We start from the raw sequence: 13,311 nt of genomic DNA on the forward strand, positions 1-13,311 counted from the left end.
CTTTTTCTCTAATCAACCGACCCTTTCTACTTTCCCTACCAGCAGGATGTAAGAAAGCGCACCTAACAGCGCTACCACAGAGATATAAACCAGCGCCGGGGCGAAGCCGTAGCTTTGGGCGAGATAGCCAATCACCAGCGGCACGGTGATCCCGCCCAGGCCGCCGACGAAGTTAAACACCCCGCCCGTCAGGCCAATCAGGCGCATTGGTGCCAGGGAGGACACCAGCGACCAGGTGATGGACGCAAAGCCGTTGCCGAAGAAGGCGATCGCCATCAGCGTCATGATCCATACCGGATCGTTGGTGTAGTTGGCCCCCATAATACAGGTAGAGATCAGCAGCCCGCAGATGATGGGCGCTTTACGAGCGATCCCCAGGGAATACCCTTTCCGCACCAGGCGGTCCGCAACCCAGCCTGAAAGTAACACGCCGAAGAAGGCCGCCAGGAACGGCACCGTGGTCATAAATCCCGCCTTCAGCGCGGTAATGCCTTTTTCCTGCGTCAGGTAGTTCGGGAACCAGGTCAGGAAGAACCACAGGGTAGACGTAACGGCAAACTGCCCGAGGTACACGCCCACCAGCTTACGGTGGAACACAAGTTTCCAGTCGGCAGCGCTCAGCGGCTTACGCGCTTTCTTTTCTACAGGAGCATCGCCGTCCACCAGGCCACCGCCTTCGCGAATGTAGTCCAGCTCGGCGGAGTTTATGCCTTTACTCTTACGCGGCGGCTGATAAACCTTCAGCCAGATAATCGACCAGATGATGCCGATGCCACCGGTCACGATAAACACCCAGTGCCAGCTTAAAAGCTCCTGAATCCAGATCAACAGCGGCGTTAAAAACGCCAGGCCAACAAACTGCCCGGAGGTGTAAAAGCCTACTGCAGAAGCACGCTCGTGCTCCGGGAACCAGCTTGTCACCATGCGGTTATTGGTCGGGAATGCCGGAGCCTCAAAAATGCCGGTAATCGCACGCAGACCAATCAGCGACATCAGCCCGGTGGCGAATCCCTGAAAAAGCGTCGCGACGGACCAGCCGAAAATCGCAATGAAGTAGGTCAGACGAGAGCCTACGCGGTCGAGAAACCAGCCGCCCGGGATCTGGCACAGGGTATAAAGCCAGGCAAAGGCCGAGAAGATATAGCCCATTTCCGTTTTGGTGATGCCAAACTCTTCCTGGATATGGGCCGAGGCAACCGCGAGGTTGGCACGGTCAACGTAGCAAATCACCACCGTAATAAAGATCATCACCAGCGTTAAATAACGGCGGCGCGTAGGTTTCGCCGCAGTTGCAGAAATATCCATGATATTTCGTCTCCAAAAAAATGGCATAGTGAAGCTGATCACCATGCCCTGTTATACAGAGGGTGTTTATGATTTTTTATTTTTTACTGCTGACTTCTGGCGTTATTTCTTTACCATTCAGCCACGGAACCGTCGGCGTGACGCCATAAAGGGTTTCGCCAGTCGGTAACGTTTTTACTGCGGGCAATCACCTGTTCTTCGTCAATTTCAACCCCAAGACCCGGTTTCATCAGCGGCAGGAAATAACCCCCATCCATTTTAAAGTCATCTTTATTTTTCACGAAATCGAGTAGCTCGGCACCTTTGTTATAGTGAATGCCCATACTTTGCTCCTGGAATACCGCGTTACGAGAAACAAAGTCGATGTGCAAACAGGCTGCCAGTGCAATCGGCCCCAGCGGGCAATGCGGTGCCAGAGAAACATCATAAGCCTCTGCCATACCGGCAATTTTGTAGCATTCCGTGATACCGCCCGCGTGAGAGAGATCCGGCTGTAGAATGGCGATCCCGCCAGCTTCCAGCACGCGCTTAAATTCAAAGCGAGAGAACATACGTTCCCCAGCCGCAATAGGAATATGCGTTTGTGCCGAAAGACGTGGGTAATATTCCGCCTGTTCCGCCAGAACGGGCTCTTCAATAAACAGAGGGCGATACGGCTCCAACTCTTTAATTAATACTTTCGCCATCGGGGCGCTAACCCGCCCATGAAAATCGAGGCCAAATTCAATTTCATTGCCGAAGGCTTCACGAATTTGAGCCACGGTATTGACGGCGGCGTCAACGGCGCGGGAATTATCAATAATGCCCATTTCCTCGCAGCCATTTAACTTAAAAGTATCAAAGCCAATTTTGCGTAAAGACTTAATCCCGTCGATCACTTCCGCCGGACGGTCGCCGCCTACCCAGCTGTAGGCTTTAATTTTATCGCGCACAAGGCCGCCCATTAGCTGCCATACCGGCGCATTGAGCACCTTACCTTTAATATCCCAGAGAGCCTGATCGATCCCGGCAATGGCGCTCATCAGAATCGGGCCACCGCGATAGAACCCGCCGCGATACATCACCTGCCACAGGTCGTTAATGCGGGCCGGATCCTGGCCAATCAGGTACTCGCTTAGTTCATGCACCGCCGCCTCAACGCTGCGGGCGCGCCCCTCGATAACCGGTTCCCCCCAGCCCACTACGCCCTCGTCAGTCTCAATTTTCAGGAACATCCAGCGGGGCGGTAAACGGTACGTCGTCAGTTTGGTAATTTTCATTGCACGGCCTCTTGATACGCTTTAACAAATGCTTTTGCCCTTTCGCTGGTGCGGCTCACCGGCTGTCCGGCGCGGTATAAATCACTGCCCAGCCCCGCCCCGGCGCAGCCAGCCTGCAGCCAAATGTGCAGGTTTTCCGGCGTCACGCCGCCGACGGCAAACACCGGCACCTCCGACGGAAGCACGGCTTTCAGCGCCTTGATGTAGTCCGGCCCGAAGGCAGATGAAGGGAAAATTTTCAGCGTCTGCGCGCCCGCATCCAGCGCGGAAAAGGCTTCAGAGGCCGTCGCACAGCCCGCACAGACCGTCATACCGCTTGCCACGGCGCGGCGAATCACATCCGGCTGCGTGTTGGGTGTGACCATCAGCTTGCTACCCATCGCCGCCAGCTCGTCCACCTGATCCGCCTTGAGCACCGTGCCCGCCCCGATCAGCGCTTTATCGCCGAACTCCGCGACCATAGAGGCGATGCTTTGCTGCCACTGCGGGGAGTTGAGGGGTATTTCAACCGCATCAAACCCGGCGTCCAGCAGCGCGCTCACGTGCGCCTGAACCTCCTGCGGGGTGATGCCGCGTAAAATCGCGATCAGCGGAAGCTTAGTTTGCCACTGCATTTGCAATACTCCTTATTCCTGCCTGGAAAGCATTGTCGCCATCCACCACCTGGCTGCTAAAACCGAGCAGGGATAAAGCTGCCTGATAGCGAGCGCTAAGCGCGGGATTGGCCACAATGGTGACAGGCTGCCCGACCGGACAGGCGAAACGGCACGTCATCGTCGCCACTTCGCTGCCAATCAACAGCCCGGAAAGGAAATCGCTTACCTGCTCTCGGGGTAGCTGCCCCAGCACGTGCGCGGCGCGTACCTCAAAGAGCTGCGGCAGCAGGTCGCCATCATTGATTCCGCGTTCCAGCCCTGCACTAAACGCCTTCGGGCTGGCCTGTTGTTCCGGCAGACCGGCACCAATCAGGGAGTGCTGAAGCAGCAGATGATGCAGTTCACCGGTCAATACTGTGCGGAAATCGGCTACCGACTCATCATCCGTTTGCACCCATTTGCAGTGGGTACCGGGCATAATATAAAGCGGAGCAGGCTGCAACGAGCGGGCACCCAGCAGCTGGGTCTCTTCGCCGCGCATCACGTTTTGGTTATCTTCACGCTGCACACACAGGCCAGGGACTATCCACACCTGCTCAGCCACGGCGGTCATCTGCTCGCTGAAATTGGCAAAACGCGCGGGGCAGGTCAAATATGGGGCAATTTTCCAGCCCGCATTGCTGCCAACCATACCGGCCATCAACACAGGCGTGAGCGTATCTCGCCAGCCTACAACAATCTCACTAAACACCGCCTCCGGGGATCTGCCGCCCAGGCGAGTCACGCCTGAAGGACTTTTGCGGCTGTCGATGCATTCCCCGTCCTGGTAGAGCCAGGCGCGAAGGTTGGTCGACCCCCAGTCAATAGCGATGTAGCGAGATGTCATGTAATGTCCTTTAGTCGTTTAGTCGTTTAGTGGAGCTGGCGATCATGGTGAGCGCCGCCTGCTCCGCTGCTGCGCTGTCCTGATGACGGATCGCGTCATACAGCGCTTTATGTTCCTGAAGGGTTCTCGGCATGTTGGCCTCATCGCCCATCCAGGTTCGCTCAAAAACGGCCCGCTGCAGGGAGCTGATAGCAATACTCAACTGCTGCAAAACAGGGTTATGCACTGACTCCAACACCGCTTCGTGATAGCGGATATCCGCCTCGTTAAACGCATCGCGATTCTGGTTGTTCGCTACCATATCGTTCAGCGCACCTTCTATTCGGGCCAGATCATTCGATGTCGCGCGCTCCGCCGCCCAGCGAGCAATGGCGGGTTCAACCAGATTTCGCACTTCACTCATCGCGGCGATGAGGCGCGGGTCGTAGTCGTTCGCCAGCACCCACTGCAGCACCTCGGTATCGAGATAGTTCCACTGGTTACGGGGCTGAACGAACGCGCCGCGATAACGCTTCATTTCAATCAGCCGCTTTGCCATTAGCGAGCGAAACACTTCCCGAATGATGTTCCGCGAAGTTTCAAATTCTTCGCACAACTCGGCTTCTGCCGGTAATGCCGCGCCCGGCGCGTATTTGCCACTCACGATTTGCTGGCCCAGCGTGACGATGATGCGGTCGGTTTTATTGAGGGTCATGACGGGTTCCTTGTTCACAAAGTCTTACCCGCTACTTTACCGCTCCCGACGAATTTCACCGCATTTTTGAAGTACAAATGTGAGACCAACTACCGTTTCATTGCGCTCAATGTAGTACAATATATTAATGTTGTACTACAATATGGATCACATAATAGGCAAATGACGATCGAAAGGGTAAAAAAAAGCCCCGGCAGAGCCAGGGCAGCAAGCGCGAGAAACGGTCGTTAATTCAGCACAAACTTCTCGATAGCGTAGGCCACGCCGTCTTCCAGGTTGGATTTGGTGACGAAGTTGCTGACGGCTTTCACTTTGTCGGTCGCGTTGTCCATCGCCACGCCCATACCGGCGTATTCCAGCATTGCGATGTCGTTTTCCTGGTCGCCAATGGTCATCACTTCTTCCGGCTTAATGCCCAGTTTCTCCGCCAGTGACTTCACGCCGGTGCCTTTGTTGACGCGCTTGTCGAGGATTTCCAGGAAGTAAGGCGAGCTTTTCAGCAGCGTATACCGCTCAAAGACGTCGGCCGGGATTCGGGTGATGGCCTCATCGAGAATAGCCGGCTCGTCAATCATCATGACTTTCAGGAACTCGCCGTTTTTATCCATGTTTTCCGCTTCGCAGAACACCAAAGGAATACTGGCGATAAAGGACTCATGCACCGTGTAGTAGCTGATATCGCGGTTCGCGGTGTAAAGGGTATGACGATCCAGCGCATGGAAGTGTGAGCCCACTTCGCGGGACAGGTTTTCCAGGAAACGATAATCGTCATAGTTCAGCGCCGTCTGGGCGACGGTGCTGCCGTCGCTTGCCTTCTGCACCAGCGCGCCGTTGTAAGTGATGCAGTAGTCGCCGGGCTTATCCATCTGCAGCTCACGCAGGTAGCTTTCAACGCCAGCAAACGGACGACCGGTACAGATCACGACGTTCACGCCGCGCTCGCGCGCCGCCGCAACGGCCTGTTTTACCGCCGGAGAGATAGTGTGGTCTGGCAGCAGCAGCGTGCCATCCATATCAATTGCAATCAGTTTTATGGTCATGAGATCTTCAGAGGTAATGGATTTACCTCATGCTAACGCGATTCCGCTCAAAAAACAGCAGCAAACTCCGGGGAAAAGGGGGATGAGAGGCGGCAGGCAAACTCCTCTTTTAAAAGCCCCGGACATACAGCCGGAGCCAACAAAAAGGTCAGCTGAACAACTTACCTTTCAACAGGTTAACGCCAGCACTCAGCAAGTCGTTATGGGCTTCCGGCGTCACTTCACCGTTTGGCGACAGCGCGTCGATCACCTTCGGCAGGTATTCCGCCAGTAAAGCGGAAGCCGAGCCGGTATCCACGCCCAGTTTTTCCCCCAGCGCGGCTACGGACGGCGAACCCAGGGCCTGAGTTATCTGGTCGCCGCTCAGCGGCTGATTTGTACTGTTGCTGCTGAGCCACGAGGAGACGATTTCGCTTAAGCCGCCCTGGCGCAGCTTGTCCAGCAGCGCCTGAATACCGCCCTGCTGTTCTACCCAGCTTAGAATGGCCTGATATTTACCGGCGTCACCGTTCAGCAGCGAGCCCGCAACCTGATCAAAAAGTCCCATGGGGTTTCCCTCTGTGATGTAGAAAATCGACACCGGAAAGTATAGCGCCCATAAAAAAAGCCGTGCTAAAAGCACGGCTCCATCACGATGGTGAGGCAAAGGTATAGATGAAATACCAGAGGACACCAAAAAATAAACCAGGAAAATCAATTCATTGATTTTCGGCTGCTAGCCACAAAAAAGGAAAAAGCCGCGCTAAAAGCACGGCTTTTTAGTCTGGCTGGGCAGGCCTTAGATATCGATGTTCGCCGCTTTCAGGGCGTTCTCTTCGATAAATGCACGACGTGGTTCAACCGCATCGCCCATCAGGGTGGTGAACAGCTGGTCCGCAGCAATCGCGTCTTTAACGGTCACGCGCAGCATGCGACGGCTGTCAGGATCCATGGTGGTTTCCCACAGCTGATCCGGGTTCATCTCGCCCAGGCCTTTATAGCGCTGGATTGCCAGACCACGACGGGACTCTTTCTGCAGCCACTCCAGCGCCTGCTCGAAGCTGGTTACCGGCTGACGGCGTTCGCCGCGTTCGATAAACGCATCTTCCTCAATCAGGCCACGCAGCTTCTCACCGAGAGCGCAAAGACGGCCATATTCGCCCCCTTCCACAAACTCTTTTTCCAGCACGTAGTCAGTGTCCACGCCGTGAGTACGCACGCGTACAATCGGCTCAAACACGTTCAGCTCGCTGTTATGGTGAATATCGTATTTCCAGGTGCTGCCGTGCTGCTCTTTTTCGTTCAGCGTCACGGTCAGCGCAGAAATCCACTGCGTCACTTTCGCTTCGTCGGCCAGGTCGGCCACCTGCAGCGTTGGGTGATAAACCAGGTTGTTCAGCAGGTTGCGTGGATAACGGCGCTCCATGCGGCCAATCATTTTCTGCGCGGTGTTGTATTCCGCCACCAGCTTCTCGAGTGGTTCACCGGCCAGCGCAGGTGCACTTGCGTTGGTGTGCAGAGTCGCACCGTCAAGGGCGATAGCGATTTGGTACTGGTCCATCGCTTCATCGTCTTTGATGTACTGTTCTTGCTTGCCTTTCTTCACTTTGTACAGCGGCGGCTGTGCAATATAGACGTGGCCGCGCTCAACAATTTCAGGCATCTGACGGTAGAAGAAGGTCAGCAGCAGCGTACGAATGTGGGAACCGTCGACGTCCGCATCGGTCATGATGATAATGCTGTGGTAGCGCAGCTTGTCCGGGTTGTATTCGTCACGGCCAATGCCGCAGCCCAGCGCGGTGATAAGCGTCGCCACTTCCTGAGAAGAGAGCATCTTGTCGAAGCGCGCCTTCTCAACGTTAAGGATTTTACCTTTCAGCGGCAGGATCGCCTGGTTCTTACGGTTACGCCCCTGTTTTGCAGAGCCGCCCGCAGAGTCCCCTTCCACAAGGTACAGTTCAGACAGCGCCGGGTCGCGTTCCTGGCAGTCCGCCAGCTTACCAGGCAGGCCAGCCAGGTCGAGCGCGCCTTTACGGCGGGTCATTTCACGTGCGCGACGTGCAGCTTCACGAGCGCGCGCCGCATCAATAATTTTGCCGACAACGATTTTCGCGTCAGACGGGTTTTCCAGCAGGTATTCGGCCAGCAGTTCGTTCATCTGCTGCTCAACTGCGGATTTCACTTCCGAAGAAACCAGCTTGTCTTTGGTCTGGGAAGAGAATTTAGGATCCGGCACTTTCACGGAAACGACGGCAATCAGGCCTTCACGCGCATCGTCACCGGTGGCGCTGACTTTGGCTTTTTTGCTGTAGCCTTCTTTGTCCATGTAGGCGTTCAGGGTACGGGTCATCGCCGCGCGGAAGCCCGCAAGGTGAGTCCCGCCGTCGCGCTGAGGAATGTTGTTGGTAAAGCAGTAGATGTTTTCCTGGAAACCGTCGTTCCACTGCAGCGCCACTTCCACGCCGATACCGTCTTTTTCAGTACTGAAATAGAACACGTTCGGGTGAATCGGGGTTTTGTTCTTGTTGAGGTACTCAACAAACGCCTTGATGCCGCCTTCGTAGTGGAAGTGATCCTGCTTACCGTCGCGCTTGTCGATCAGGCGGATAGACACGCCAGAGTTCAGGAACGACAGCTCGCGCAGGCGCTTAGCCAGGATTTCGTATTCGAATTCGGTTACGTTGGTGAAGGTTTCATGGCTCGGCCAGAAACGCACCTGAGTCCCGGTCACATCGGCGTCACCGGTCACTGCCAGCGGAGCCTGAGGCTCACCGTGGATGTAGGTTTGCTGATGCACTTTACCTTCGCGGCGAATGACCAGCTCAAGCTTCTGGGACAGGGCGTTAACCACCGAGACGCCTACGCCGTGCAGGCCGCCGGACACCTTATAGGAGTTGTCATCAAACTTACCGCCAGCGTGCAGTACGGTCATGATAACCTGCGCGGCAGAAACACCCTCTTCCGGGTGAATACCGGTAGGAATACCACGGCCATCATCGGTTACCGAGACGGAGTTATCCGCGTGGATAGTGACCACGATGTCTTTACAGTGGCCCGCGAGCGCTTCGTCGATAGCGTTATCCACGACCTCAAATACCATGTGGTGCAGACCGGTGCCGTCATCCGTATCGCCGATATACATGCCCGGGCGCTTACGTACCGCATCCAGCCCCTTAAGGACTTTGATACTGGAGGAGTCATAAGAATTCGACATCAACGTTTCTCGCTCATTTAATCTTGGGTTAATCCGCTATTTTACCCTGATCCACGGCGAACATCTTTGAATTTTTGTCCGCCATATCCATCACATGTTCGGCGCTGATCGCGCTAACAAAAACTTGTGACTCCGTGGCCTTTAACCGGCTGGCCAACAGGCCGCGCCTGGCGTCATCCAGTTCAGAGGCAAAATCATCTATCAGATACAGGCAACGCCGCCCGTTCTGCCGGGTGAGAAACTCACCCTGCGCCAGTCGTAAGGCGCACATCAGTAATTTAAGCTGCCCGCGCGAGAGCGTGTCTTCCACCGGCGCCCCGTCGGCACGAATACGAAAATCCGCTTTATGTGGGCCGTGCGCGGTATAGGTCAGCATCCGGTCGCGTTCGAAATTGCGCTCCAGCACTTCGCTATAGTCGCTCTCTTTCTCCCAGCCGCGCTGGAAAGAGAAGCTCAGGGCAAATTCCGGTAAAAACTGTGCGCAGGTATCGGCCATATCTTCCGCAATGGCGGCGCTGTAGTCGGCGCGCCAGCGGCTGATTTGCTCGGCCAGCGGAATCAGCTCCTGATCCCACGGGCGCAGCTGCGCGTAGCGTGTCACCTGGCGCAACGCGGCGTTACGTTGCTTCAGCAGGCGTTTGAGGTTACTCCAGGCCACAAAAAAGCCAGGTTCATTGTGAAAGCAGCCCCAATCAAGGAAAGCTCTACGGTATTTGGGGCCGCCGCCCAGCAAAGTAAACCCCTCGGGGGTAATCAGCTGCATCGGCATCATCATCGCCAGTTCGGCGATTTTGTGGCCGTCGCTGCCGTCAATACGTACTTTGCTGTCGCCGGTGCGGTCTTTGGTCAGGCCGATTGAGGTTTCCCTTTCACCGTCCTGAAGCCGCCCGTGCAAAACAAAAGCGTCCTGCTCATGGCGGATCACGCGTTCAATTTTCAGGCTGCGAAAAGCACGACCGTGCCCGAGGGTATAAATCGCCTCAAGCACGCTGGTTTTGCCGCTGCCGTTAGCACCGACCAGAAAATTAAAGCCAGGAGAAAGAGCGAGATCCGCGTTTTCGATGTTGCGAAAGTCTTTAATCAGCAAACGCGTAAGTGACATCTACAGTCTCATTGGCATAACAACATAGGCCGCCGCCTGGCTGGCCGCGTCTTCAATCTGCACGCTGGAAACGGAGTCGGTCAGCAGAATGCGGACGTTCTCACACTTCAGGGCGTTCAGCACGTCCAGCACATAGCTGACGTTGAAGCCGATTTCCATCTCGGTACCGTCGTAGGAAACGTCCAGAATCTCTTCTGCTTCTTCCTGCTCGGGGTTGTTTGCCGTGATTTTCAGCTGGTTCTCGCTGACGAACAGGCGCACGCCGCGGAATTTCTCGTTCGACAAAATCGCCGCACGGGCAAACGCCTGCTTCAACAGGTCGCAGCCTGCATCGAGGTGTTTATCCGGGTTCTTCGGCAGCACGCGACGGTAGTCCGGGAAGCGGCCATCCACCAGCTTGGAGGTAAAGATGAAGTCGCCGACGTGAGCGCGAATGTTATTGCTGCCGATTTGTACGTGCAGCGGGGTTTCACCGCCGTCGAGCATACGCATCAGCTCAATCACACCTTTACGGGGCACGATAACCGAATGATTAGGCAAAGGTTGACCAACCGGCATCGAACAAACCGCCAGGCGGTGGCCGTCCGTTGCAACGGTACGCAGGTCTTCGCCTTCGGTTTCGAACAGCATGCCGTTCAGGTAATAACGAACGTCCTGATGCGCCATAGAGAACTGGGTGGCTTCGATCAGGCGCTTCATGGTCGCCTGCGGCAGGGTAAATTCTACCTCGCTCTGCCAGTCGTCCAGGTTCGGGAAGTCTGCCGCCGGCAGCGTGGAAAGCGAAAAGCGGCTACGCCCGGAGCGAACCAGCATGCGGTCGCCCTCCAGCTGTACCGCAATTTCAGCCCCTTCCGGCAGGCCACGGCAGATATCGAAGAATTTACGTGCCGGTACGGTCGTAGCCCCAGGTTCATGAGGCTGTACCAGCGCCACGCGCGCCACCATCTCCATTTCCAGATCGGTACCGGTTAAAGAGAGTGCACCTTCAGCCACCTGCAGCAGCAGGTTGCCCAGGATAGGCAGAGTCGGGCGGCCTCCGAGGGGGCCACTTACCTGCTGCAGCGGTTTTAATAAATGTTCACGTTCAACGGTAAATTTCATAGCGTCACGAAGATAATGTTCTGATTAAATTGGAGAAATCTTCTTTAATATCGTGGCTTTCTTCACGCAGCTGCTCAATCTTGCGGCAGGCATGTAAAACCGTGGTGTGGTCGCGTCCACCAAAAGCATCGCCAATTTCCGGCAGGCTATGGTTGGTCAGCTCTTTTGCCAGCGCCATCGCCATCTGGCGCGGACGGGCAACGGAACGGGAGCGACGCTTGGACAGCAAGTCAGCGACCTTAATTTTATAATACTCGGCCACCGTTTTCTGAATATTATCGATGGTGACCAGCTTCTCCTGAAGCGCAAGCAGATCGCGCAGCGCTTCACGCACGAAGTCGATGGTAATCGCCCGGCCGGTAAAGTTGGCGTTGGCGATTACGCGGTTCAGCGCCCCTTCCAGCTCGCGGACGTTGGAGCGCAGTCGCTTGGCAATAAAGAAGGCCACTTCGCCCGGCAGACGGATATCGTTCTCGTCGGCCTTTTTCATCAGGATCGCCACACGGGTTTCAAGCTCCGGCGGCTCGATCGCCACCGTCAGCCCCCAGCCGAAACGGGATTTCAAACGATCCTCCACGCCGTTGATCTCTTTTGGATAGCGATCCGACGTCAGAATGATCTGTTGATTCCCTTCCAGCAGGGCATTAAAGGTGTGGAAAAACTCTTCCTGTGAACGTTCTTTATTGGCAAAAAACTGGATGTCATCGATAAGCAGCGCATCCACCGAACGGTAGTAGCGTTTGAACTCTTCGATGGCGTTATTCTGCAGTGCTTTAACCATGTCCTGAACAAAACGCTCAGAGTGCATGTACACCACTTTGGCATTCGGCTTGCGGGCCATGATGCCGTTACCCACCGCATGTAAAAGGTGCGTTTTACCTAAACCGGTGCCGCCATAAAGGAAGAGCGGGTTATACGCGCCACCTGGGTTATCGGCCACCTGGCGTGCTGCCGCGCGAGCCAGCTGGTTCGATTTACCTTCAACGAAGTTATCAAAGGTGTGTTTCAGGTTAACGTTAGAACGGTAGGACGGCTCAGCAGGCGCAGGCATGTTATCCCAGCTTGGGCGCATCGGCGCTGCAGCGCGTGCAACCTGGGCAGGGGCCGCCGCGGTTGCCATAGCGGCAACGGGCTGAGTCACGGGTTTGCTGCCAACTTCGAAGCGTAATAAAGGTGCATCGCTGCCGCAAAAATCGTTAAGCAACCCATTGATATTATTTAAATATTTATCCCGCACCCAGTCGAGCACGAAACGATTAGGCGCGTACAAAGCCAGCGTGTTATCGCTCAGTTCCGCCTGTAGGGGGCGTATCCACATACTGAATTCTGTGGCTGGTAACTCATCCTGCAATCGGGCAAGACACTGCTGCCAAAGCGAAAGTGACACGGCGGACTCCACTCGAACAAAGTCGATAAAAAGACGAAGACTGAAAGTTATACATTCATGATTGTTGACACGCGCTCTCAGGCTGTGGGAGGCGCGCGAACCGCTATTTGCGGTTTCCCCGGTGAAGGCTGTATCACGATCGGGACCGCGGATCATAGCCTAAAGCGCGGCAGAGATCTTCTGTTTCTCACAGATTCTTCACGAATTATCCACAGGGAAGTTTTGAGCGGGTTAAGTGTAATCGATCCTGCCACACGTGCAGCGTATAACCGTCTCATATTGGAAAATTTAATGACTAGCGCACAAATATCGCTAAAGAGATCTGATGAAGATCCTCGTGGATCCTTGCGCTTTCACGGTAAGCCCGTATAATTCTCAACCCGTCGCGTAATGCCGCTGTCATTCAGCGGAGATCCGGGCCTCTTTTCGGGGTCAAAAAGGGCGCAGCAGTAAGGGAATTGAATTGACTCCGGAGTGTACAATTATTACAATCCGGCCTCTTTAATCAGCCACACTGAAGCGTAAGTCGTTCGCAGACCCTGTTGGGCATTACGCAAATCCAGTGAAATTTAATAGTTTAGGTAGAAATCGCCATGAAACGCACTTTTCAACCGTCTGTACTGAAGCGCAACCGTTCTCACGGCTTCCGTGCTCGTATGGCTACTAAAAATGGTCGTCAGGTTCTGGCACGTCGTCGTGCTAAAGGCCGTTCTCGTCTGACCGTTTCTAAGTAATAAAAGCTAACCCC

Annotated in this window: 12 protein-coding genes; 1 reads left to right on the forward strand and 11 read right to left on the reverse strand. The window is 55.2% G+C overall.

Annotated elements, in window-relative coordinates; all coding sequences use genetic code 11:
- Nucleotides 1-12: 12 nt before the first annotated feature.
- From WFN87_RS13680 to dnaA, 11 genes are all read right to left on the reverse strand, one after another.
- Complete coding sequence (locus WFN87_RS13680) at nucleotides 13-1,350, reverse strand: MFS transporter (RefSeq protein WP_336983203.1); 1,338 nt, start codon at nucleotides 1,348-1,350, stop codon at nucleotides 13-15.
- Nucleotides 1,351-1,415: 65 nt separating this feature from the next.
- A complete protein-coding gene (gene dgoD / locus WFN87_RS13685) occupies nucleotides 1,416-2,564 on the reverse strand; it encodes a galactonate dehydratase (protein WP_336983204.1) in 1,149 nt (382 codons plus the stop codon).
- Nucleotides 2,561-3,178 carry a 2-dehydro-3-deoxy-6-phosphogalactonate aldolase gene (locus tag WFN87_RS13690; protein WP_336983205.1) on the reverse strand — a complete coding sequence of 206 codons (618 nt, stop codon included), beginning with the start codon at nucleotides 3,176-3,178 and terminating at the stop codon, nucleotides 2,561-2,563. The genes dgoD and WFN87_RS13690 overlap by 4 nt, the downstream gene beginning before the upstream one ends.
- Nucleotides 3,162-4,046, reverse strand: coding sequence for a 2-dehydro-3-deoxygalactonokinase (locus WFN87_RS13695; RefSeq protein ID WP_336983206.1), 885 nt, complete (start codon nucleotides 4,044-4,046; stop codon nucleotides 3,162-3,164). The genes WFN87_RS13690 and WFN87_RS13695 overlap by 17 nt, the downstream gene beginning before the upstream one ends.
- Nucleotides 4,047-4,056: 10 nt before the next feature.
- Complete coding sequence (gene dgoR / locus WFN87_RS13700; protein WP_336983207.1) at nucleotides 4,057-4,740, reverse strand: D-galactonate utilization transcriptional regulator DgoR; 684 nt, start codon at nucleotides 4,738-4,740, stop codon at nucleotides 4,057-4,059.
- Between the two features lie 227 nt (nucleotides 4,741-4,967).
- Nucleotides 4,968-5,780 carry a sugar-phosphatase gene (gene yidA, locus WFN87_RS13705; protein WP_008460655.1) on the reverse strand — a complete coding sequence of 271 codons (813 nt, stop codon included), beginning with the start codon at nucleotides 5,778-5,780 and terminating at the stop codon, nucleotides 4,968-4,970.
- Nucleotides 5,781-5,928: 148 nt separating this feature from the next.
- Entirely contained in the window at nucleotides 5,929-6,327 is a 399-nt protein-coding gene (locus WFN87_RS13710; RefSeq protein WP_008460654.1) for a YidB family protein, read from the reverse strand.
- 231 nt (nucleotides 6,328-6,558) lie between these two features.
- Nucleotides 6,559-8,973, reverse strand: a complete 2,415-nt coding sequence (gene gyrB, locus WFN87_RS13715; protein WP_008460653.1) for a DNA topoisomerase (ATP-hydrolyzing) subunit B — start codon at nucleotides 8,971-8,973, stop codon at nucleotides 6,559-6,561.
- Nucleotides 8,974-9,001: 28 nt separating this feature from the next.
- Entirely contained in the window at nucleotides 9,002-10,075 is a 1,074-nt protein-coding gene (gene recF / locus WFN87_RS13720; RefSeq protein ID WP_039298758.1) for a DNA replication/repair protein RecF, read from the reverse strand.
- Nucleotides 10,076-11,176, reverse strand: a complete 1,101-nt coding sequence (gene dnaN / locus WFN87_RS13725; RefSeq protein ID WP_008460651.1) for a DNA polymerase III subunit beta — start codon at nucleotides 11,174-11,176, stop codon at nucleotides 10,076-10,078.
- A gap of 4 nt (nucleotides 11,177-11,180) precedes the next feature.
- Complete coding sequence (gene dnaA / locus WFN87_RS13730) at nucleotides 11,181-12,563, reverse strand: chromosomal replication initiator protein DnaA (protein ID WP_008460649.1); 1,383 nt, start codon at nucleotides 12,561-12,563, stop codon at nucleotides 11,181-11,183.
- Nucleotides 12,564-13,156: 593 nt separating this feature from the next.
- Between dnaA and rpmH the strand changes: the two genes are divergently transcribed.
- The gene (rpmH, locus tag WFN87_RS13735) at nucleotides 13,157-13,297 is read left to right on the forward strand and encodes a 50S ribosomal protein L34 (protein ID WP_003849659.1); all 141 of its coding nucleotides are present in this window, start codon (nucleotides 13,157-13,159) and stop codon (nucleotides 13,295-13,297) included.
- Nucleotides 13,298-13,311 lie beyond the last annotated feature (14 nt).

Origin of the sequence: Cedecea sp. AS113, from assembly GCF_037152415.1 — a bacterium.
Lineage (GTDB): Bacteria > Pseudomonadota > Gammaproteobacteria > Enterobacterales > Enterobacteriaceae > Cedecea.

Coding starts and splice junctions, on each gene's coding strand:
- dgoD (WP_336983204.1), bottom strand. CDS start 2,564: ATGAAAATTACCAAACTGACGACGTACCGTTTACCGCCCCGCTGGATG.
- dnaN (WP_008460651.1), bottom strand. CDS start 11,176: ATGAAATTTACCGTTGAACGTGAACATTTATTAAAACCGCTGCAGCAG.
- WFN87_RS13695 (WP_336983206.1), bottom strand. CDS start 4,046: ATGACATCTCGCTACATCGCTATTGACTGGGGGTCGACCAACCTTCGC.
- dgoR (WP_336983207.1), bottom strand. CDS start 4,740: ATGACCCTCAATAAAACCGACCGCATCATCGTCACGCTGGGCCAGCAA.
- WFN87_RS13680 (WP_336983203.1), bottom strand. CDS start 1,350: ATGGTGATCAGCTTCACTATGCCATTTTTTTGGAGACGAAATATCATG.
- rpmH (WP_003849659.1), top strand. CDS start 13,157: ATGAAACGCACTTTTCAACCGTCTGTACTGAAGCGCAACCGTTCTCAC.
- recF (WP_039298758.1), bottom strand. CDS start 10,075: ATGTCACTTACGCGTTTGCTGATTAAAGACTTTCGCAACATCGAAAAC.
- WFN87_RS13690 (WP_336983205.1), bottom strand. CDS start 3,178: ATGCAGTGGCAAACTAAGCTTCCGCTGATCGCGATTTTACGCGGCATC.
- yidA (WP_008460655.1), bottom strand. CDS start 5,780: ATGACCATAAAACTGATTGCAATTGATATGGATGGCACGCTGCTGCTG.
- WFN87_RS13710 (WP_008460654.1), bottom strand. CDS start 6,327: ATGGGACTTTTTGATCAGGTTGCGGGCTCGCTGCTGAACGGTGACGCC.
- gyrB (WP_008460653.1), bottom strand. CDS start 8,973: ATGTCGAATTCTTATGACTCCTCCAGTATCAAAGTCCTTAAGGGGCTG.